Origin of the sequence: Aliihoeflea sp. 2WW (assembly GCF_000497755.1) — a bacterium.
Taxonomy (GTDB): domain Bacteria; phylum Pseudomonadota; class Alphaproteobacteria; order Rhizobiales; family Rhizobiaceae; genus Aliihoeflea.
The window spans coordinates 176,432-196,849 of sequence record NZ_AYOD01000015.1 but is presented as its reverse complement, the minus strand read 5'-3'; the positions used below and the strand labels follow the sequence as shown (position 1 = coordinate 196,849).

At 66.8% G+C, this 20,418-nt stretch carries 23 protein-coding genes and 1 pseudogene; 6 read left to right on the top strand and 18 right to left on the bottom strand.

Annotation, left to right across the window (positions count from 1 at the left end):
• Positions 1–82: 82 nt before the first annotated feature.
• From ALII_RS0109930 to ALII_RS0109910, 5 genes are all read right to left on the bottom strand, one after another.
• On the bottom strand, positions 83–1,354 hold the full coding sequence (locus ALII_RS0109930) for an FAD-dependent oxidoreductase (RefSeq protein WP_024587170.1): 1,272 nt from the start codon (positions 1,352–1,354) through the stop codon (positions 83–85).
• A 10-nt stretch (positions 1,355–1,364) separates the two neighbouring features.
• Complete coding sequence (locus ALII_RS0109925; RefSeq protein WP_024587169.1) at positions 1,365–2,219, bottom strand: ABC transporter permease; 855 nt, start codon at positions 2,217–2,219, stop codon at positions 1,365–1,367.
• Positions 2,209–2,979, bottom strand: coding sequence for an ABC transporter ATP-binding protein (locus tag ALII_RS0109920; protein ID WP_024587168.1), 771 nt, complete (start codon positions 2,977–2,979; stop codon positions 2,209–2,211). Before ALII_RS0109920 ends, ALII_RS0109925 begins: the two co-directional genes overlap by 11 nt.
• A gap of 85 nt (positions 2,980–3,064) precedes the next feature.
• Positions 3,065–4,078: an ABC transporter substrate-binding protein gene (locus tag ALII_RS0109915; protein WP_024587167.1), complete on the bottom strand. Its 1,014-nt coding sequence runs from the start codon at positions 4,076–4,078 to the stop codon at positions 3,065–3,067.
• A 53-nt stretch (positions 4,079–4,131) separates the two neighbouring features.
• Complete coding sequence (locus ALII_RS0109910) at positions 4,132–4,791, bottom strand: FCD domain-containing protein (protein ID WP_024587166.1); 660 nt, start codon at positions 4,789–4,791, stop codon at positions 4,132–4,134.
• 92 nt (positions 4,792–4,883) lie between these two features.
• Between ALII_RS0109910 and ALII_RS0109905 the strand changes: the two genes are divergently transcribed.
• On the top strand, positions 4,884–5,693 hold the full coding sequence (locus ALII_RS0109905; protein WP_029660392.1) for a hypothetical protein: 810 nt from the start codon (positions 4,884–4,886) through the stop codon (positions 5,691–5,693).
• A gap of 1 nt (position 5,694) precedes the next feature.
• On the opposite strand, the gene phnN is transcribed toward ALII_RS0109905, so the two are convergent.
• The 13 genes and pseudogenes from phnN to phnG all read right to left on the bottom strand — a co-directional run bounded on the left by phnN (position 5,695) and on the right by phnG (position 16,836).
• Positions 5,695–6,264: a phosphonate metabolism protein/1,5-bisphosphokinase (PRPP-forming) PhnN gene (gene phnN / locus ALII_RS0109900; RefSeq protein ID WP_024587164.1), complete on the bottom strand. Its 570-nt coding sequence runs from the start codon at positions 6,262–6,264 to the stop codon at positions 5,695–5,697.
• On the bottom strand, positions 6,261–7,400 hold the full coding sequence (locus tag ALII_RS0109895) for an alpha-D-ribose 1-methylphosphonate 5-triphosphate diphosphatase (RefSeq protein WP_029660391.1): 1,140 nt from the start codon (positions 7,398–7,400) through the stop codon (positions 6,261–6,263). The genes phnN and ALII_RS0109895 overlap by 4 nt, the downstream gene beginning before the upstream one ends.
• Position 7,401: 1 nt before the next feature.
• Positions 7,402–8,091, bottom strand: coding sequence for a DUF1045 domain-containing protein (locus ALII_RS0109890; RefSeq protein ID WP_024587160.1), 690 nt, complete (start codon positions 8,089–8,091; stop codon positions 7,402–7,404).
• Between the two features lie 68 nt (positions 8,092–8,159).
• Complete coding sequence (phnE, locus tag ALII_RS0109885) at positions 8,160–9,017, bottom strand: phosphonate ABC transporter, permease protein PhnE (RefSeq protein WP_024587159.1); 858 nt, start codon at positions 9,015–9,017, stop codon at positions 8,160–8,162.
• Entirely contained in the window at positions 9,014–9,907 is an 894-nt protein-coding gene (gene phnE / locus ALII_RS0109880; RefSeq protein ID WP_024587158.1) for a phosphonate ABC transporter, permease protein PhnE, read from the bottom strand. The genes phnE (ALII_RS0109885) and phnE (ALII_RS0109880) overlap by 4 nt, the downstream gene beginning before the upstream one ends.
• A gap of 231 nt (positions 9,908–10,138) precedes the next feature.
• Positions 10,139–10,993 (bottom strand): phosphonate ABC transporter ATP-binding protein, encoded by an 855-nt coding sequence (gene phnC, locus ALII_RS0109875; protein WP_024587157.1) that lies wholly within the window; start codon positions 10,991–10,993, stop codon positions 10,139–10,141.
• 89 nt (positions 10,994–11,082) lie between these two features.
• Positions 11,083–12,012 carry a phosphonate ABC transporter substrate-binding protein gene (gene phnD / locus ALII_RS0109870; RefSeq protein ID WP_024587156.1) on the bottom strand — a complete coding sequence of 310 codons (930 nt, stop codon included), beginning with the start codon at positions 12,010–12,012 and terminating at the stop codon, positions 11,083–11,085.
• Positions 12,013–12,160: 148 nt separating this feature from the next.
• A pseudogene (gene phnL, locus ALII_RS0109865) lies at positions 12,161–12,796 on the bottom strand (phosphonate C-P lyase system protein PhnL); the annotation flags it as partial.
• A 49-nt stretch (positions 12,797–12,845) separates the two neighbouring features.
• The gene (phnK, locus tag ALII_RS0109860; protein ID WP_024587154.1) at positions 12,846–13,619 is read right to left on the bottom strand and encodes a phosphonate C-P lyase system protein PhnK; all 774 of its coding nucleotides are present in this window, start codon (positions 13,617–13,619) and stop codon (positions 12,846–12,848) included.
• A 171-nt stretch (positions 13,620–13,790) separates the two neighbouring features.
• The gene (locus tag ALII_RS0109855) at positions 13,791–14,672 is read right to left on the bottom strand and encodes an alpha-D-ribose 1-methylphosphonate 5-phosphate C-P-lyase PhnJ (RefSeq protein ID WP_024587153.1); all 882 of its coding nucleotides are present in this window, start codon (positions 14,670–14,672) and stop codon (positions 13,791–13,793) included.
• Positions 14,669–15,757, bottom strand: a complete 1,089-nt coding sequence (locus tag ALII_RS0109850) for a carbon-phosphorus lyase complex subunit PhnI (RefSeq protein ID WP_024587152.1) — start codon at positions 15,755–15,757, stop codon at positions 14,669–14,671. The genes ALII_RS0109855 and ALII_RS0109850 overlap by 4 nt, the downstream gene beginning before the upstream one ends.
• Positions 15,758–15,760: 3 nt before the next feature.
• Positions 15,761–16,372: a phosphonate C-P lyase system protein PhnH gene (gene phnH, locus ALII_RS0109845; RefSeq protein ID WP_024587151.1), complete on the bottom strand. Its 612-nt coding sequence runs from the start codon at positions 16,370–16,372 to the stop codon at positions 15,761–15,763.
• Entirely contained in the window at positions 16,372–16,836 is a 465-nt protein-coding gene (gene phnG, locus ALII_RS0109840) for a phosphonate C-P lyase system protein PhnG (RefSeq protein WP_024587150.1), read from the bottom strand. The genes phnH and phnG overlap by 1 nt, the downstream gene beginning before the upstream one ends.
• A gap of 86 nt (positions 16,837–16,922) precedes the next feature.
• Between phnG and phnF the strand changes: the two genes are divergently transcribed.
• The 5 genes from phnF (at position 16,923) to ALII_RS0109815 (ending at position 20,415) form a co-directional block, all read left to right on the top strand.
• Complete coding sequence (gene phnF / locus ALII_RS0109835) at positions 16,923–17,651, top strand: phosphonate metabolism transcriptional regulator PhnF (RefSeq protein WP_024587149.1); 729 nt, start codon at positions 16,923–16,925, stop codon at positions 17,649–17,651.
• Positions 17,652–17,740: 89 nt separating this feature from the next.
• On the top strand, positions 17,741–18,412 hold the full coding sequence (locus ALII_RS0109830) for a 4-carboxy-4-hydroxy-2-oxoadipate aldolase/oxaloacetate decarboxylase (RefSeq protein WP_024587148.1): 672 nt from the start codon (positions 17,741–17,743) through the stop codon (positions 18,410–18,412).
• A gap of 134 nt (positions 18,413–18,546) precedes the next feature.
• Positions 18,547–19,536, top strand: coding sequence for a DctP family TRAP transporter solute-binding subunit (locus tag ALII_RS0109825; protein ID WP_244437396.1), 990 nt, complete (start codon positions 18,547–18,549; stop codon positions 19,534–19,536).
• On the top strand, positions 19,533–19,943 hold the full coding sequence (locus tag ALII_RS0109820) for a cupin domain-containing protein (RefSeq protein WP_024587146.1): 411 nt from the start codon (positions 19,533–19,535) through the stop codon (positions 19,941–19,943). The genes ALII_RS0109825 and ALII_RS0109820 overlap by 4 nt, the downstream gene beginning before the upstream one ends.
• The gene (locus tag ALII_RS0109815) at positions 19,930–20,415 is read left to right on the top strand and encodes a TRAP transporter small permease (protein ID WP_161632255.1); all 486 of its coding nucleotides are present in this window, start codon (positions 19,930–19,932) and stop codon (positions 20,413–20,415) included. The genes ALII_RS0109820 and ALII_RS0109815 overlap by 14 nt, the downstream gene beginning before the upstream one ends.
• Positions 20,416–20,418 lie beyond the last annotated feature (3 nt).

The following is a 20,418-nucleotide window of genomic DNA, read 5'->3' as shown; positions in this document are numbered from 1 at the left end:
CTCCCTAACCAAAACGTCGGAGAGGTATCCCTTGCGAAGGGTGTGGCTGTCACATTCGAAACGGGCCTGCCGGCATAACGCGCTAGACGAGCGCGCCCTGTTCGGCGAGGCGCGCCTGGACGCTGCGGGCATCGTTGCGGTGATCGCCATCGACATGGTCGGCCGCCGCGACGCCGGCCGCCTGGCCGGTGGCGAAGGCCGTGCCCATGACGCGGATCGAGCCATAGGCATGCGGGTCGGCGCCGATGACGCGGCCGCCATACCAAAGGTTGTCGAGGCCCTTGGCGCGGATCGAATCGTAGGGGACGTGGCAATAACCCTTGCCGCCGATCGACGTGTAGCTCGGCTTGCCCGCTTCGCCGTGAAGTTCGATCGGCCAGGCCGCGCGGGCGATGCCGTCCTCGCGCAGGCGACCGGAGACCACGTCTTCGCCGGTCATTTCGTAGCGCGCGGCGGGATGGCGCGTTTCGCGCACGCCGATCTGGGGGCCGGTGGCGACGAGATAAGCGCGCTCGAAGCCTGGCATGTCGCGCTTCAGCATTGCGACATAGTCGTTGGCGCGGGCGCGCGCTTCCATCTCGGCCCTGGTGAAGCTTTCGGAGGAGAGGTCCGGCAGGGCGACGTCTACGGTCATCCACCACATGTCGTGCGACAGCGGCAGGCGGATGATGATGCCGCCGTCCGTTCGCTGGATGGGATGCGCGCCATCCTGATTGTAGCGCGCGATGGTCGCCTGCAGCGCCTTGCGGTCGATGTCGAGATCGGGCGCGATGCCGCCGACGCGGATCGGCATGGTGAGCGCCTGCAGCTTGCCTTCGGCGTCGCCGGTGCGGAACGGAATGCCGGCGAGCATGGCGAGATTGGCGTCGCCCGAAGCGTCGACGAAGGCCTCGGCGACGACGCGGCTGCGCCCGCCCATGCCGGCGAGCGTAACGGCCTCGAGCCGGTCCGCCGTGCGGGCGACCGAGGCGACACGCGTGTGGAGCCTGACGTCGATGCCGTATCGGCGGACGAGATTGTCGAGCGCGAATTTGAGGACTTCGCCGTCGAGGAGGACGATCCAATTTCCGGTCGTCTCCGAGCGGAAGGCTTCGCCGTCGAGCCCGTGCCTGCGCAACTCGTCGACGACTTCCTCGCCAACACCGCCGACGGCTTTCACCGGCTCGCGGCCCTGCTGGAAGAGGCCGCAATAGGCGTAGACCTGCGAGGTCGTCGCCGCGCCGCCCAGAAAGCCGTATTTCTCGACGAGGCACACCTTCGCGCCCGCCTTCGCCGCGCCGATGGCGGCGGCAACGCCCGCCGCCCCGCCGCCGCACACGACGACGTCGTAATCGGCTTCCACTCGCTTGGTCATGTCAGGTCCGTCAGGTGCGCCAGTTGAGAAAATACTGCTCGGCCTTGCCGATCAGCCAGCCGATGGTGAGGCCGAGGATAGAAAGCATCGCGACGCCGGCGATGAGCTGGTCGGTCGCGAAGATCGCGCCGGCCATCAGGATGTAGGCGCCGATGCCGTATTGCGCGCCGATCATCTCGGCCGCGACGAGCAGCACGATCGCGATCGAGGCGGAGATGCGGAAGCCCGACAGGATCGCCGGCAGCGCGCCGGGGATGATGATCTTGCGCACGATCGACAACCAGGACAGGCCGAAGGACTGGCCCATGCGGATCAAATTGCGGTCGACATTGTCGACGCCGCCATAGGTGGCGATGACCGTCGGGAAGAAGGTGCCGAACAGGATGGTCGCGACCTTGGAGCCTTCGCCGATGCCGAACCAGACGATGAAGAGCGGCAGGAGCGCGATCTTCGGAATCGGGAAGAGCGCCGAGACGATGGGCGAGAGGCCGGCGCGGGCGACCGAGAAGAGGCCGATCGCAAGCCCAACCGTCACGCCCAGCATCGAGCCGAAGAACCAGCCGACCGACAAGCGGTAGAGGCTCGCCTGGAGATGGGTCCAGATCTGGCCGGTGCGGAACAGGTCCTGGATGGCGCCGAAGGCCTCCGACGGGGCGGGCAGCGCGATCGGGCTGATGATGCCGGACTGCGAGCCGAACTCCCAGATCGCGATGATGACGATGAAGACCAGCGGTCCGACATAGCCGAACTTGCGGGTCTTGAAGCCGCCGCCGCGGAACGGGACGGGCTTGGCGCCTTCCGGCGCGATGACCTTCTTCTGCGGGACTTCGGCAGGGTGGATCGTGTCTATGGTGTCAAGCGACATCGGCCAACTCCATGTCGGCGGCGCGCGCTTCGTCGCGCATCAGGTTCCACAGGTGACGCTGGGTCTCTTCCAGCTCGGCGAGGCGCCCCGCCCTTTCGGCGAGCGGCATGTCGATCTCGACGACCTGTCGGATGCGGCCGGGACGGCGCGACAGGACGATGATCTTGTGGCCGAGCCGGACGGCCTCGGCGAGGTTGTGGGTGACGTAGCAGGCGGAGAATTTTTCGCGCGACCACAGCTCGACGAGGTCGTCGAGGAGGAGTTCGCGGGTCTGGCTGTCGAGCGCGGAAAGCGGCTCGTCCATCAGCATGACGGCCGGGTTGACCGAGAGCGCGCGGGCGATGGCCACGCGCTGCTTCATGCCGCCCGAAAGCTGGCGCGGCAACGCCTTGCGGAAATCCGACAGCTTGGTACGGCGAAGCACGTCTTCGATGATGGCTTCGGCCTTGCCGCCGCGAATGCCGTGATCCTCGAGCACGAGGCTGACATTGCCTTCGACCGTGCGCCAGGGAAGGAGCGCGAAATCCTGGAAGATGTAAGTCAGCGGATTGAGTGAGCCGGCCGGTGGCTCGCCGGCGATCAGGACACGGCCGGAGGTCGGCCGCTCCAGCCCGCCGATGAAGCGCAGGAGCGTGGACTTGCCGCAGCCCGACGGGCCGATGATGCAGACGATCTCACCGCTCTTGAGCTCGAAATTGATGTTTTCGAGCACGTCGGTCTGGCCGTAGCGATGCGTGATGTTGTCGATCACAAGATCCATGATCGGCTCCTCGGGTTGGGCAGAACGCCTCCTCGGGTCGAGCCGGCTCCGGGCACGGACGCCCGGAGCCGGCAGCCTTGGGAGGTCAGAAGGTCTCGACGAAGCTCGTGTCGACCAGGTTTTCGATCGAAGCATCCTGCGGAACGAGGTTCTCGGACTTGAACCATTCGAGCTGGTCCTCGATGCTGGCGAGGTTCAGCTTGGCGCCCTCGTTCATGCGCATCGCGCCGGCGCGGATCGCCGCGTCCGCGTCCTCGAGCGGACGGTCCGTGTAGACCCACTCGTGGATCATCGCGACCATCTCGCCGCTCTCGTCTTCGGACATGGTCTTGTCGACGAAGGCTGCATTGTAGTCCGCGACGCCCTTCGAGAAGGCGGCGACGAAGCTCTCGACGAGCTCGCGATTGTTGGCGATGAGCTCGTTCGAGGTGAACAGGGTCGTGACCTGATAGGTATCGACATAGTCGTCGATGCGGCCGACCTCGAAGACGTCGCCGCTGGCGATGAGGCCGTCTGCGATGTTCGGCTGGATCGACCAGGCGTCGATCTGGCCCGAACGCAGCGAGGCGATGACCGCGGGCACGCCGTTGAGCGGCACCATCTCCATCGACGAACGCTCGAAGCCTTCGCCGTCGGCGATCTTGTGCGCCATGTAGTGGAAGGACGAACCGGCCGTGGTGATGCCGAAGCGCTTGCCTTCGAGGCCGGCAGGGGTTGTCACGCCGGCTTCATGGGCGGCCTTGGAGACGAGGATCTTGTGGCCCTCGACGCCCTCGGCCTCGGCCATGGCGCCGCCGATGATCTTGACCGCACCGCGCTCGGCGAGGCTGACGAGGCCGGCGGTCATGGCGGTGAGGCCGAAATCGACGTCACCCGACGCAATCGCCACGGCCATGGGCTGGGCGGCCTGGAACGGCACGAACTCGACCTCGAGGCCTGCTTCCTCGTAATAGCCCTTGCCCTCGGCGATGATCGACGGCGAATGCGAGGTCAAGGACAGGATGCCGATCTTGACCGGCTCGGCGCTGGCGGCGCCGGCGCCCATCAGCATGGTGGCGGCGGCAAGTGCGCCGAAGGTCCTGCGGGTTATCGAAAGCATGTTATTCCTCCCTGAGACAGTTGCTTTCTTCGAATGGCCGAGACGGCCGGATTTCAGCGCCCGAGGACGCCGAGAATGTGTTGCGAGAGTGCCTCGCGGGCCCCGTCTGCATTGCGGGCGATGGCCGCTTCGACCACATTGCGCAGGGCGTGCGTTTCGGCCGAAAGGTCGATCCGGCCCTCGATGAGCGCGGCGTAGCGGAAGCGGCGGCTTTGTGTATGGAGGCGGTCCTGGAACTCGATCAGGCGCGGCGAGCGGCAGGCGGAAACGAGCGACGCATGAAACTGGCGGCCGGCCTCGTCCCATTCAATGGCGAGCGCGGAACGGTCTGTATCGGCCTGAGCGCAGAGGCGGGCATAGGTATGGAAGGCGGCGAGCACCTCGCCTTCCCAGCGCAGGTCGCCATGCCGGATGGCCCAGCCGAGTCCGAGCGTCTCGATCTCGGCGCGCAGGCGGGTGATGTCCTCGAGATCGGTCTGCGTGGCGGAGGCGACGCGAAAACCGCGCTGTGCGCTGGCCTCGACGAGACCTTCGCTGGTGAGCTGGGTCAGCGCTTCGCGGAAGGAATGGGCCGAGCCGCCATAGCGCTGGCGCAGTTCGTCGATCTTGAGCTTGGCGTCGGGAGCGAGCACGCCGATCGAGATGTCGCGGCGCACCTGCGCGGCGAGCAGTCGAACGACCGTATCGGAATCCGAGTTTTTCCTCCCGAACACGCAAACTCCTCCAACGCGTCGAAAAATCTTCAATATTTTGCCTGTTATGGATTATGGCTGGCGCCGTCAAGTCGGGAGAGGAGAATTCATTCATGAGCCAACGCATCGTCACGGCCGCCACGCGGGTCGTCTTCATGATCGGAACGCCGATCGCGCAGGTGCGCTCACCGTTGCTGTTCAACACCTATTTCGCCGAACATGGCATTGACCGCGTGATGGTGCCGCTCGAGGTCAGCGTCGCCGCGCTCGATGGTTTCGTGGCGATGGTGCGGGAGGCGGAAAACTGCGACGGCTTCGTCGCCACGCTGCCGCACAAACGCGCCTTGCTCAAGCTGGTCGACGAAGCCGGGCCGACCGCGCGTGCGCTCGAAAGCGTCAACGCGGTGCGCCGCAACCCGGACGGGCGCCTATTCGGTGACATGGCGGACGGCGCGGGTTTCTGGAATGGCGCGCGGGGTGCGGGATTCGAGCCGTTCGGCAAGGCGGCGGTGCTGGCGGGCGCGGGCGCGGCGGGGACGGCGATCGCGTTCGAATTCGCACAACGCGGTGGGCGCAAGCTCGCGATCTGGTCGCGCTCGGGCGACGAGGTTGATGCGCTGGTGAGCCGTCTGGCGGGAACCGGGATCGAGGTGAGCAGCGGCATGCCCGACGATCTGGGCGGCTACGACATGGCGATCAACGCAACGCCGCTCGGCATGGACTATGCGCCGGGCACGGCATTCTCACCTGAACAGGTCGCTTCGCTGCCCGCCGGCGCAATCGCGGCCGACGCCATTACCGAGCCGGCGGAGACGATATTTCTGGGCGCTGCCCGTGCGCGCGGCCTGCGGACCATCGACGGGCGGGCGATGGCGCGGGGCCAGTTCGAGTTGCTGCGGGCGTTCGTGGCGCCTGACGAATAGGTCAGGCCAGTTGGCGGCGAATGAGGTCGGCGAAGGCGCGTCCCGCCTCCTCGAGACGGCCGCCATTGTCGATGACGATCGTGCCAGGAAAGGGCGCGGCCGCGACCTTGCGGGCGAGGCGGTGCGCGATTTCCGCCTCGCTCTCGCGTCCGCGCGCGGCGATGCGGCGGGCGAGGATTTCCGGGGCGGCGGTGATCTCGACGACGAGCGGGCGTCGGTATCGGCGCGGAAGTTCGGCGAGCACCGTGCGGGAGAGGTTGGCGATCACGACATGGCCTTGCGCCACCATCGCGTCGGCCTCGACGGGGATGCCATAGCTGTTGCCGTGCGCCTGCCATTGGAGCGCAAAGCGTCCATCGTCGCGCATCGCGTCGAAGGTTGCGTCGTCGGCGGGCTGATGGTCCTCGCCGATCTCGTCATGCGGGCGCGTGATGACGCGGCGGATGAAATGGACGCGCAGGTCATCCGCCAGCGAATCGCGCGCGAAGCGCATGACGGAATCCTTGCCGGCGCCGCTGGGGCCGACGACGGCGATGAAAGAGCCGCCCCCGATCGGGTCTGCGGGCGTCATGCGACGCGCCTGCCCTCGCGCCAGACGGAGCGGACGACCGGCAGCCCAGCCATGTTGTCGACGCGGATCAGGTCGGCGCGGCGGCCGGTCTCGATCTGGCCGCGATCGTCCATGCCGACGGTGCGGGCGGGCGTGGCTGAAACGAGCGCGACGGCCTGTGGCAGCGAAATCGCCTCGACCTCCTCGGCCAGACGGAACGCGGCCTGCAAAAGGCTCGACGGCACGTAGTCCGACGACAGAACGTCCAGGATACCGGCCTCGGCGAGATCGCGCGCGGCGATGTTGCCGGAATGCGAGCCGCCGCGCACCACGTTGGGCGCGCCCATCAGGACGCTCATGCCGGCCTCGTGCGAGGCGCGGGCCGCTTCGACGGAGGTCGGGAACTCGGCCAGCCGCACGCCGTCCTCCACGGCCTCGTCGACATGGGCGAGCGTGGCGTCGTCATGGCTGGCGAGCGTGACGCCGGCGGCGCGGCAATGCTCGCCGATCGCGCGGCGGTGCGGCGCCGAATAGCGTGCGGACTGCTCTTGCCTCTGCGCCACGAAACGCTCGAACTGGTCGTCGGTGAGGCCGCGTTTGGTCTTGTAGTAGAGCGTGTACTGACCCATCGTCTGGAACTGGCGCTGGCCGGGTGCGTGGTCCATCAGCGAGGCGAGGCGCACGCGCGTGTCGGCGCGGAAGCCCTCGAACGCGGCGAGCACGTCGGGCGAGGAAACCTCGCAGCGCAGATGCAGGAAATGGTCGGCGCGCAGGCGCCCGTCGGCCTGCGCGGTCTCGATCGCGTCGGCCAGGAGCCGCATCTCGCCGGGCGCGAAGCCGCCATCCTCGTCGGAGCCCATGCGCAGGCAGTCGAAGACGGTGGTGATGCCCGAGGTCGCGATCTGCGCGTCATGCGCCTGGACGGCGGCGACGGCGTTCCAGCGCACGCCGGGCCGCGGGGCGAAGTGGCCTTCGAGATGATCGGTGTGGAGCTCGACGAGGCCCGGCAGCAGATAGTCGCCGCCGAAATCCTCGCCGATCCGGCTGGCGCCCGTGTCGATGTCGGCGATGCGGCCGTCGACGATGCGCACCGAGCCTTCGACGATGCGGTCGGCAAGGACAATGCGGGCATTGGAGAATATGGTTTCGGTCGGCATGTCAGGCGGTCTTTCGTGCAAGGTTTCGGCCGAGCAGGCGGAAGGCCCGGACCGTGAAGGGAGCGCCCGGCTCGGGCTCGACGAAGAGCGCGAGCGAGGCGAAGGCGACGGGCGCATCGAGAAGTGCGCCGAAATGGGCTTCGAGCCGGCGGCGAAGCTGCGCGGCCTCCTCGCCTCCGACGCGGCCGGTCAGCGTCATGTGGAAGCGGAAATCCTCCATCACATAGGGATAGCCCCATTCGTGCAGATGGCGGACCTGGCGGGTGGTCAGGCTTTCAGGGTTGCGACGCGCGATCTCGGCCTCGCCGGCAGGTGCGCGGAAGGCGTCGAAATCGATGGTCAAATCGCGCGCGAGAGTGTCGAGATCGGCACTGCGGCTTTCCGGCACAAGGGCGAAGAAACCGTCGATCTGGCCGATGACGAGGCGCGGACCGACAAAGGGCGCGCGGGCCGCGGTCCAGCGGTCGAAGGCATCGACGAGTTCGGCTTCGCTGCGGCCCTCAGTGAGGCGGAAGGGCGCCTTCAGCGTCGCGTGGAAGCCATAGCGGCGCGCCGAGGCGGTGTGGAAAGCGAGGTCGGCGTCGAGCGGCGCGGGCACCGCATCGGAAAATGCGCTCCGGCCGATCCAGCGCTCGGCCGCACGCGTCAGCGGGTCGGCCTCGCCGGGTGTGAAGTAAATGGCGTAGCGCATCCAAAAGCTCCGAAAGTGCATCGCCTAGACGATTCGCATGACAAGAATGCGAAGCGTCCGCGACAATCTCAATGCGCCGTCCCGCCTATGAAGCGCTCGCGGATTTTCCGCGACACCCAGTCGATGACGAAGATGCACACGAGCACGTTGAGCACGACGAACGCAACCTGGTCGAAGAGGTTCGCACGAAACCGCTCGATGATGATCATGCCGATGCCGCCCGCGCCGACGATGCCGAGCACGGTTGCGCTGCGGGTCGAGGATTCGAAGAAATAGAGCGATTGCGAGATGAAGACCGGGAGCACCTGCGGCAGGTAGCCGTAGCGCACGACCTTGAGCGGCGAGGCGCCGGTTGCGCGCACGCCTTCCACCTGCTTGCGGTCGATGTTCTCGATCGCCTCGGAATAGAGCTTCGACAAGGTGCCCATGTCGGAAACGAAGATGGCGAGGACGCCGGCGAGCGGACCGAGGCCGACGGCGCGCACGAAGACGAGGCCCCAGACGAGTTGGTCGACGCCGCGCAGGACATCGAGGAAGCGGCGCACGAGTTGCCGGAAGAAGGTCACCCGCATCGTGTTGCGGGCGGCAAGGAAGCCGATGCCGAGGGCTGCGACGGAACCGAGCAGCGTGCCGAGGAACGCCATGGCCAGCGTCTGCGCGATGCCGGTATAGATGTTGGCGAACTGCCAGGTGGAAAAGTCCTTCCAGACGAACAGCGCGCGGATGAGGCGCAGGGCCCGGTCGGACGCGTAGCCGAGTTTCCAGACCTCGAAATACCAGAGCGAGCCGGCGACATAGGCGAGGATCACGAGCGTGATGGTCCAGCCAATGGCACGACGGGCGGGCGAACCGAAGGCGCCGGGATGAGCCGCGCGGGCCTCGGCGACGAGACGCGCGTCGAAGGCGGACAGCGTGTGCGCGCTCATGCGAGATTCTCCCTGCCGATGAAGTGTGTGCGAAGGCGTTCCGAGAAGAGATCGATCAGCGTCACGGTCATCACGACAAGCAGCAGCACGGCGACGACCCGGTCGTCGGAATAAAGGCTGATGACGCGGTTGAGTTCGGAGCCAATGCCGCCGGCGCCGACGAAGCCGACAATGGAGGAGGCGCGTACGTTGATCTCGAAGCGCAGCAATGCGTAGGAAATGAAGTTCGGCAGAACTTGCGGCAGGACACCGTAGCGCATCTCCTCGAACCAGTTGCCGCCGACGCCGCGAATGCCCTCGACGGGCCGCATCGAGGCGTTCTCGTTGACCTCGGAAAAGAGCTTCCCCAGTGCGCCGGCCGTGTGGATCGCGATGGCGATGACGCCGGCGAGCGGGCCGACGCCAACGGCGAAGACCAGGATCAGCGCGATCAGGATTTCGGGGATGCCGCGGCAGATTTCGAGGAAGCGGCGGGCTGCCCAGAAGACCGTGCGCGTCGGCGCGAGGCTGCGGGCCGCGGGAAAGCTGAGGACCAGGGCCGCGGTCGCGCCGATGATCGTCGCGGTCAATGCCATGAGGATCGTCTCGCCGATCAGGCGGACATAAAGCCAGAAGTCCGAATACCAGTAGGTGATGGAGCCGGGCACTGCACGCCCGTCGCCGCCGCGCGGGAGGAAGAGCTTGTCGAGTTCGAGGTTCGGCATGATCGTGCCGAAATAGTCGAAGATGCGCGGCAGGCCCGAGGCGAGGCGTTCGGGGTAGAAGCGCGAGATGTAGATGGAGGCTGCGAGCACGGCGAGGAAGCCGGCAATGAAGACGAAGTTCATCGTGCGGCGCTGGCGGATGAGGTCGGCGCGATGGCGCTCGAAGGTGGCGACGGCGGAGGTCATTGGGTGGGGTCCTTCGCTTGGAGAGGACCGTTCTCCGTCACACCCCCCTCTGCCCTGCCGGGCATCTCCCCCTCAAGGGGGGAGATCACGCGCGCAATCGGCTGCGCCAATACATTTGTATGTCGAGTGGGACGATGACGAGACTGATCTCCCCCCTTGAGGGGGAGATGGCCGGCAGGCCAGAGGGGGGTGACCGGCGAATACGTCCAACGATCGATGCGGATCATCATCTCACCCCGCCATCGCGCGGGCATTTGCCTGCGATTTCTTCAAGTCCGCTTCGGACAACCTCGCCTTGGCCGGCTCGCCGCCGAGGGTGGTGGAGGTCATGCCTTCGTGGAAGGCTTCCTCGGCTTCGGCGCCGTAGATCTCGCGGGCCATGCGCTGGGTGAGTTGTCCTGGATTGCCGTCGAAGACGACCCTGCCTTCGGCCAGACCGATGATGCGGTCGCAGTAGTTGCGGGCGGTGTCGAGGGTGTGGAGGTTGCAGATGACGGTGATGCCGTCCTCGCGGTTGATGGTGCGCAGCGCGTCCATCACCACCTTGGCGTTGAGCGGGTCGAGCGAGGCGATGGGTTCGTCGGCCAGCACGATCTTCGGCTCCTGCACGAGCGCGCGGGCGATCGCCACGCGCTGCATCTGGCCGCCGGACAAAGTGTCGGCCTGCTGGAGCGCGGTATGCGCCATGCCGAGGCGGTCGAGCGCGCGGATCGCGAAGGCGCGCTCGGCGGCGGTGAAGTGCTGGAGGAGGCTCGCCACGAGGCCATGGTGATAGAGGCGGCCCGTGAGGACGTTGGTGATGACGTCGAGACGGCCGACGAGGTTGAACTGCTGGAACACCATGGCGCAGGTCGCGCGCCAGCGGAGAAGTTCGCGGCCCTTGAGTGCCGTGATCTCGCGGCCGTCGAACTCGATGCGGCCCTCGCTCGGCTCGGCGAGGCGGTTGACCATGCGCAGGAGCGTCGACTTGCCAGCGCCCGAGCGGCCGATGATGCCGACCATCTGCCCGTCGGGAATGGCGAGCGAGATGCCGTCGACCGCCTTGCGATCCTTGAAGGCTTTGGTGAGGCTGTCGATCTTCAGCATGGGTTGCTCCTGCCGGCGCGGTGGGCGCGCTTTCGTTTCAAGCGAAAGAGGCCCGCACCTTGCGATGCGGACCTCTGCGATCGGGAGGATTAGCGGGAGCCTTCGAGCTCGCGCTGGCGCATGGCGACGACGCCTTCGAAGAAGGAATGGTCGACGCGCTTGAAGCCCTGGCCTTCGCCCTGGGAAACGTTGACGTAGCACTCGTAGTCGGTCTCGTGCAGCGTCTCCATCCAGTCGATGGCGATCTGCTTCGGCTCGTCGGCCAGCGATTTGCGCACGACCCACGGGCCGTTCGGGATGAGGTTCGATTTCCAGATGATCTTGAGGTCCGCCATGTCGAGGAGGTCCTTGTCGACCATGGAGCGCAGCGCCCCGCGCGAGAAGCCATCGGCTTCCTCGCCGACGCCCGATGTCCAGGTGACGCCGGCGTCATACTGGCCGTTGAGGACCGCAACCACCGCCTGCTCGTGGCCGCCGCCGAAACCGGTCGAGGAGAAGTAGCTGTCGATGTCGATCTCGGCCGCTTCCATCTCGGCCTTAGGCACGAGGTAGCCCGAGGTCGAGTTCGGGTCGGCGAAGGCGAGCGACCTGCCTTCCATCTGCTCGATGTTCTCGATGCCGGAATCCGACTTCGTGTACATCATGGCGTAGTAGCCGTCCGAGCCGTCGTTCTCGAGCGCGACGAAGACCGGCTCGACCGCCTCGGGGTCCTGCAGGTAGATGCCGGCATAGCCCGACGCGCCGAGCGAGGCGGCGTCGAGCTGGCCCGAGACGAGGCCCTGCATGACGCCTGCATAGTCGGAAGCGGGGTAGAGCTCGACCGGCACGCCGAGCTTTTCTCCGAGCTGTTCGACCATGCACTCGTTCTTGCGCAGGCGGTCGGCTTCGTTCTCGCCGCCGAGAAGGCCGATGCGGAAGGCCGGCAGGTCGGACTTCCAGTCCTGAGCGAGAGCGGGGGGCGTCAGGGCGGCAACGGCGATCGCCGCAGCGCAGGTGGTACGGGTCAAAAGAGCGAACATGCCAAAGCTCCCAGGCTTGAGGTTCGAAGTGAATTCTGGACCGCGCGGACGGGACGTCCCCGATCGGTCGAGGGGAGGTTTAGGCAGGCAAAGCAACAGCGCGATTACGCTTTTCTGACGGTTCGATGACGTTGCAAAGGTGCGGTCGCTAGGCGGCCTGCCGCGGCGCGAATGACGTCACGTCGATCAGCCGGTCGGCGACGGCGTCGCGCACGTCCGTATCGTGGAAGATGCCGAGCATCGCGACGCCCTGCCGCTTCTTCTGCGCGATCATGTCGATGACCACGGTGCGGTTGGCGGCGTCGAGCGAGGCGGTCGGCTCGTCGAGCAGGAGCACCGGATGGTCGGTGATGAAGCCGCGCGCGATGTTGACGCGCTGCTGCTCGCCACCGGAGAAGGTCGCAGGCGGGAGGTGCCAGAGGCGCTCGGGCAGGTTGAGCCGGGCGAGGAGCGCGGCGGCCTTTTCGCGCGCTTCGTCGTTTGACACGCCGCGCGCGGTCAGCGGCTCGGCGACGACGTCGAGCGCCGCGACGCGCGGCACGACCCGCAGGAACTGGCTGACATAGCCGAGCGTGTCGCGCCGGACGGCGAGAATTTCACGCGGAGTGGCCGTGGCGAGGTCGATCGTGGCGCCCTGATGGGCGAGGCGGATGGAGCCGGCGTCGACGGCGTAGTTGCCGTAGAGCATCTTCAGGATCGAGCTCTTGCCGACGCCCGACGGCCCGGCGAGAACGGCGCATTCGCCGGATTCGAGGGTGAAGGAGACGTTTTCGACGACGGGCAGGCCAGAGGGGGGTGAGGCGACAGCAGAGGGGAGTCGAGAAAATCCATCATCACACCTGCAAAATCGAGGAGACGAGGAGCTGCGTGTAGGGCGCGCGGGGGTCGTCGAGGACGCGGTCGGTGAGGCCGTGCTCGATGACGCGGCCGTCCTTCATCACCATCATGCGGTGCGACAGGAGGCGCGCGACGGCGAGGTCGTGGGTGACGACGATGGCGGCGAGGCCCATGTCGGAAACGAGGCCGCGCAACAGGTCGAGCAGCCGCGCCTGGACCGAGACGTCGAGGCCGCCGGTCGGCTCGTCCATGAAGATCAGGCGCGGGCGCGTGACGAGGTTGCGCGCGATCTGGAGGCGCTGGCGCATGCCGCCGGAAAAGGCGCGCGGCTGGTCGTCGATGCGGTCCTCCGCAATCTCGACGCGGCCGAGCCAGTCGATGGCGGAGGCGCGGATGTTGCCATAGTGCCGATCGCCGACGGCCATCAGGCGCTCGCCGACATTGGCGCCGGCGGAGACCGACATGCGCAGCCCGTCGGCCGGGTTCTGGTGGACGAAGCCCCAGTCCGTGCGCATCAGGAAGCGGCGCTCGGCCTCGCTCATGGCGAACACGTCGCGCCACGCGCCGTCGCGCATGCGGTAGGAGACGGTGCCGGCGGTCGGTTCGAGCCGGGTCGAGACGGCGTTGAGCATCGTGGTCTTGCCGGAGCCGGATTCGCCGACGACCGCCAGAACCTCGCCGGGCCACAGATCGAAGGAGACGTCGGCGCAGCCAACGCGGGGGCCGTAGGATTTGGAGAGGTGGGCGACGCGGAGGAGGGGTTCATCCATGGCGGGGTGCTCCCGAATGGGAGCCGAAGCGCCCTACGTTGCCCCCCTCTGTCCTGCCGGACATCTCCCCCGCAAGGGGGGAGATCAGTCTCGTCATTGCCGCGCGTGATCTCCCCCCTTGCGGGGGAGATGGGCGGCAGCCCAGAGGGGGGCGCGAAGGTATGCAATCGTTCATCGAAATGTCCCTTCCTGCTGGCCGCGATGGCCGTCGCCCTGTCGGCTCTCGCAATGATCCGTATCCGAGCAGACGAACATGTGTCCGCCGCGGTCATCCAGAATAACCTCGTCGAGATAGACGCCTTCCGCGCCGCAAAGCGCGCAGGGCTTGTCGAAGGTCTGGACCGTGAAGGGATGGTCGTCGAAGTCGAGGCTTTCGACCCGGGTGAAGGGCGGGAGGGCGTAGATGCGCTTTTCGCGGCCGGCGCCGAAAAGCTGGAGCGCGGGCGACATGTGCATCTTGGGATTGTCGAATTTCGGCGTCGGCGAGGGGTCCATCACGTAGCGGCCTTCGACCTTGACCGGATAGGCGTAGGTCGTGGCAATGCGGCCGTGGGTGGCAATGTCCTCGTAGAGCTTGACGTGCATCAAGCCGTATTCCTCCAGCGCGTGCATCTTGCGCGTTTCGGTCTCGCGCGGCTCAAGAAAGCGCAGCGGCTCGGGGATCGGCACCTGGTAGACGAGGGTCTGGCCGGCCTTGAGTGGCTGTTCGGGAATGCGATGGCGGGTCTGGATGATCGTCGCCTCGTCCGTGCGCGTCGTCACGGCGACATTGGCGACCTTCTGGAAGAAGGCGCGGATCGAGACGGCGTTGGTGGTGTCGTCGGCGCCCTGGTCGATGACCTTGAGCACATCGTGCGGACCGATGATCGCCGCCGTCACCTGCACACCTCCGGTGCCCCAGCCATAGGGCATCGGCATCTCGCGGCTGGCGAACGGCACCTGATAGCCGGGGATGGCGATGGCTTTCAGGATCGCGCGGCGGATCATGCGCTTGGTCTGTTCATCGAGGTAGGCGAAGTTGTAGCTCGCAATCGAGCCCGTCGGCGCGTTCATTCGGCCGCCTCCTTGATGTCGGTCGCTTCCTGCTGTTCGGCACGCATGCGACGCACGAGGTCGAGTTCGGCCTGGAAGTCGACATAGTGCGGCAGCTTCAGATGCTCGACGAAGCCGGTCGCCTGGACGTTGTCGGAATGCGAGATGACGAACTCCTCGTCCTGCGCGGGGGCGACGATATCCTCGCCGAATTCGCCCGCGCGCAGGGCGCGGTCGCAGAGCGCCATCGCCATCGCCTTGCGCTCCGACTGGCCGAAGACGAGACCGTAGCCGCGGGTGAACTGCGGGGGCGCCTTGGCCGAGCCCTTGAACTGGTTGACCATCTGGCACTCGGTCAGCCGAACCCGGCCGAGCGGGGCGGGGAAGGGCAGTTCGGGAACGTCGAGCTCGATCTCGACCTCGCCGATGCGGATTTCGCCGACAAAGGGGTGGGAACGGGCGTAGCCGCGCTGGGTCGAATAGGCGAGGGCGAGGAGGAAGCCTTCGTCGCCGCGCGCGAGCGCTTGAAGCCGGCCGTCGCGCGGCAGGGGAAACTCCATCGGCGTGCGGGTGATGTCGGTGACCTCACCATCGCCGTTCCCGTCCGGCTCGATCAGGCCGTCATGGCCGAGGAGATCGGTGACGCGCGGCGAGGCTTCGGCCGCGACCTCTCGTCGCTCGGGCGCGGGCGGTTCGCCGCCTTCGGCGAGTTCGGGTTCGAGCAGGCGGTGGGTGTAGTCGAAGGTCGGGCCGAGCACCTGGCCACCGGGAAGGTCCTTGAAGGTCGCGGAGATGCGGCGCTCGATCTGCATCGCCCCGGTGTCGACGGGAAGCGAATAGCCGAAGCGCGGCAGGGTCGTGCGGTAGGCGCGCACTAGGAAGATGGCCTCGATCATGTCGCCGCGCGCCTGCATCAGCGCCAGGCCGGCGAGGTCGCGGTCGTAGAGCGCTCCCTCGGCCATGACGCGGTCGACGCCGAGCGCAAGCTGCTCGACGATCTGCGACGGATGGAGCGCAGGGACGGCAGGATCGCCGCGGCGCCGGTCGGCGAGCAGGCGATGGGCGTTGCGGATGGCGGCCTCACCGCCCTTGACGGCAACATACATGGCTCACGCCTCCGCCGGTTCGAGGATGCGCGTGGTGCGCGGCAGGCAGGCAATTTCGTGCCGCGCGGCGAAGACGAGGTCGACGCCGCGCGGGAAACGGACGCCGTTATCGCGCCACTGCGACCGGAAATCACCCGGCAAGGCGGTCGGCGCGAGGCTCGAACGCCGCTCGATGCCGGGACCTTCGAGGAGAAGCGGCTCGCCGCTATCGAGCGCGTCGACGATCAGGACGAGGGTCGTCGAGCGGTCCGGATAGTCCTGGCTGCCCTCGGCGAACGCGTCGAGGCGCGGCATGGACGATGCGTCGGCGACGAAGGCGAACTGGGCTTGCGCTGGGTTGTCGACGATGGTCGCGCCGGTCTGGTAGCGCAGCCAGGCGATGACGGCTTCGGAGGTAAGCGACGCTTCGAGCCAGATGCACGTGTCCTGGTCGCACAGTGTCAGCGCGAGCGCGCCGGCGGTCGGCGAGAGGGGTGCGGGCGGTGTCGCCGTTGCGTGGACGGGCTGGCGGGTTCCGAGCTCGGCCATTGCGTTCATCACGGCGCGGAACGTCGCCTGTGCGTCGAAGACCGGATCGGGAAAGCCGCCTTCGAGGGCGACCATCTGGGCATTCATCAGTCTTCTCCCCGGACCATGGTGAAAAAGTCGACCTTGGTGGCAGCGGTCTCTTCTGTCTTGCGCCGCTCGCCCTCCGCCTCTGCCTGCAAGAGCGGCTCGAAGACTGCGGCGATGACGCTGTCGTGGAGTGACGGGTTCTGGAAGGCGGCGTCGATCAGAGCTGCGAGTCTTGCCTTGGTGGCGTCGCGGCCGAGCGCATAGGCATGGCCGACTTCGCCTGTCTCGAGCCGGACTGATGCGCGAGTGACCGTCGCCTCGCCCATGTTGAAGGCGTCGCCGCCGCCGCCGATCCTGCCGCGCAGGGTGACGAGGCCGGTCTCGGGCTTGCGCATCTCCCGGTGTGGGGGGAGCGGACCGAAGGTGGCGAGCACGGTTTCGATCGCCGCGCGTGGCGCGCGGGCCAGAACGCCCATCAGGCGCTGCCGTTCGCTCGAATCGGGTGAGGCTGGTGGCAAGATCATCTCCACTTGTCCGGTTTTCTAGACAACCGTATGATGAGGTCAATTACGGGCGTTTCGTGACGGCCCGATGACAGGAGACGCATTCGATGGACGGCACGATCCGGCGGGCGGGCGGTGTGGCCCTGTGGCGGCAAGCGGCCGACCGGCTGCGCGACATGATCGACGGCGGGGAGTTTGCGCAGACGCAGCGGCTGCCGTCCGAGGCCGAACTCGCGCTGCGCTTCGGGATCAACCGCCACACGCTGCGCGCGGCGATCGCCGGCCTGGTGCGCGAGGGGCTGTTGCGCAGCGAGCAGGGGCGGGGAACCTTCGTCGCCGCGCAGGACCGGCTGTCCTATCCGATCGGGCAGCGCACGCGCTTTTCAGAAGGGCTGGACGGGCAGGCGAGCGACCTAAAGACGCTCGTTCTCGACGAGACGCGCGAAGCGGCCGGGCAGAAACTGGCTGGTTCGCTTGACGTCGAGCAAGGGGTCGAACTCGTGCGGCTCGACACGATCGGCTTCGCCGACCAGGTTCCGGTATCGGTCGCCACGCACTGGTTCGAGGCTGCACGCGTTCCCGATATCGGCGCGCTGTTGCGCGCGACGGGGTCGATCTCGAAGTCGCTGACGGCGGTCGGGATGGGCGACTATGTCCGCGCGTCGACGCGGATCACCGCGCGCCGGGCGTCGTCGCGCGATGCCGAGGCGCTGCGGCTCGCGGAAGGCGCGCCAGTGCTGATGGTCGAGGCGGTGAACGCGCATGTCGGGCGCCCGATCCAGGTTTCACGCAGCCGTTTCGCCGCCGACCGGATCGAACTGACCGTTGGAAGATAGAAGTCGCTTATGCGGATCGGCCGATTATTTCATTGAGCGCGTGTGCCCTGCGGCGCATCTCTAGGCCCGGATCGAACGGGACGGGTGTGATGGGCGTCGTCGTACAGAATATCGAGCGGGCGCAAGCTGGCGTCATCGAGCGGCTGGCCGCCTGCGGCGTCGCCACGGTGCACGAGGCGCAGGGGCGGACGGGACTTCTCGCCAGCCACATGCGGCCGATCTATCGCGGCGCGCGGATCGCGGGAAGCGCGGTGACGATTTCGGCGCCGCCCGGGGACAACTGGATGATCCACGTGGCGATCGAGCAGTTGCACGCTGGCGACATTTTGCTCCTGGCCCCGACGAGCCCCTGCGAGGACGGATATTTCGGTGATCTTCTCGCCACCTCGGCGATGGCGCGGGGCTGCAAGGGGCTCGTGATCGATGCCGGCGTGCGCGACGTGGCCGACCTGACGCAAATGCAGTTCCCGGTCTGGTCGAAGGCGATCTTCGCGCAAGGGACGGTCAAGGAAACGCTCGGCTCGGTCAACGTGCCTGTCGTCTGCGCCGGTGCGCTGGTCCATGCGGGCGACGTGATCGTCGCGGATGATGACGGGGTCTGCGTCGTCAGGCGCGAGACGGCCGCCGAGATCGCCGACAAGGCGGAGGCGCGCGTTGCAGCGGAGGACGAGAAGCGCACGCGCATGGCCGCCGGCGAACTTGGCCTCGACATCTACAAGATGCGCGAGCGGCTGGCAGCCAAGGGTCTCAAATACATCTGACATCCCGCGCGCGCCGCTGCCGCATGCCTTCGATGACGCGGCGGCAAATATTTTGCATAGGGCCGGCCTATTTGTGGTGATCAACGATCGGGCGTACTCATTCGCTGCCTAATTGATGAGCGAGGAACCCCATCATGAACATGCCCTTCAAGGCCAACAAGATTCTCGGCAGCGCAATTGCAGCCGCTCTCCTTTCCACCGCAACCGTCCACGCCGCAGACGTCGAGATCCGCCTCGGCCACGTGCTTGCCGAAAGCCATAGCTGGCACCAGGCCGCGCTCGGCTTTGCCGAACAGGTCGCCGCAGAGACCGACGGCCGCGTCGAAGTGCGCGTCTTCCCGTCCGGCCAGCTCGGCACCGAAACCGAAGTGATCGAAGGCTTGCAGTTCGGCTCGGTCCAGGCCGCGATCATCGGTAGCGGATCGTTCCAGTCGATCGAGCCCAAGCTCGGCATCATCGAGATGCCCTATGCCTGGTCCTCGCGCGAAGTCGCGTTCGAAGCGCTCGACGGCGAATTCGGCGACCAGCTTGCCGCGCTTCTCGCCGACAAGGGCATCGTCAACCTCGCCTGGTGGGAAAACGGCTACCGCAACATCACCAACAATCGCGGCCCGATCGAAACGCCGGGAGACCTCGCCGGTCTCAAGATCCGCGTGACGCCCGATCCGATCCGCCTCGCGACGTTCCAGAGCTTCGGCGCCGAGCCCGCGCCGCTTGCCTTCGGCGAGCTTTACTCCGCGCTCCAGCAGGGCGTGTTCGATGCCCAGGAGAACCCGGTCTCGATCATTCTCGGCTCGTCCTTCTACGAAGTGCAGGACTATCTGTCCTTGTCCGAGCATGTGTGGGGCGCAGCTTCGCTCGTCATCTCGCAGTCCGTCTGGGACAAGATTTCAACGGAAGACCAGCCGATCGTGAAGGCGGCCGCCGAAGCCTGGCGCGACAAGCAGCGCGAGATGGTCGGCTCGGCCAACGCCGAAGTCATCGCCGAGCTCGAGGAAAAGGGCATGGAAGTCAACGAGGTCGACAAGGCAGCCTTCATCGAAGCCGCGCAGCCGATCTGGGACGCGCAGGCCGAGACGTTCGGTCCCGAGCTGATGTCGGCCATCCAGGCCTACCGCCAGTGAGCGAGCTCGTCTGCGAGGTCATCGAACTGGACGGGATCGAACCCGTCCAGCTCTTCGATTTCCAGCAAAAGGTGCTGTTCTCGCCTAAAGAACGCGGCGAAGGCTTCATCAAGTTCGCGGTCACGACAGGAAAGCGCGGCGCAAAAAGCGTTGCGCATTCCCATCCCCGCGACGAGGTCACGCTGACGCTGAAAGGCGAGGCGATCCTCAGGGCGAACGGCAAGGAATATCACCTGCGCGAAGGCTCGGCCGTGCGGCTGCCGCCGGGCCTCGACCACACGGTCGAGGTGGTCTCGGACGAGTGGGTCGTGGTCGCCGCCTATTGCGACGAGTGCTCGCTTTGCCGCGCCGACATCAAGATACCTCCAACCGCCAGGACGGAACGCGAGGATGGTGGAAAAGTCTGAAACCAAATCGGGGGTCTCGCGCGCAGTCGGGATGCTCGACAGCGCGGCGCTCATCGCAGGATCGGTGGGCGTCGTCGCATTCACCACGATCGTCACCTATGTCGTCGGCGCGCGCTACGTGCTAGGACAGACGCCGTTCTGGGCCGAGGAACTGCCAAGGCTGCTTCTGATCTGGGTGACGTTCATCGGCGCGATCGCCGCCTTTGCGCGTGGCACGCATTTCGAGGCGGGCATCCTGCCGTTGATCGTGAAAAGCGAGAGCGTGCAGCGCGTCGCACGGCTGGTCGCGGCGCTCGCTTCGGTCGTCTTCCTCGTCATCCTCGCCAAGACCGGCTTCGACATCACCAAGCACACCTGGGGCAACATGACGACGGCGCTGCGCTGGCCGGTGGGGCTGACCTATCTCGCGCTGCCGATCTGCTGCTCGCTTTCCGCACTCGCCGTTCTCGGCCGCATCCTGGCCAGGGATTGACGA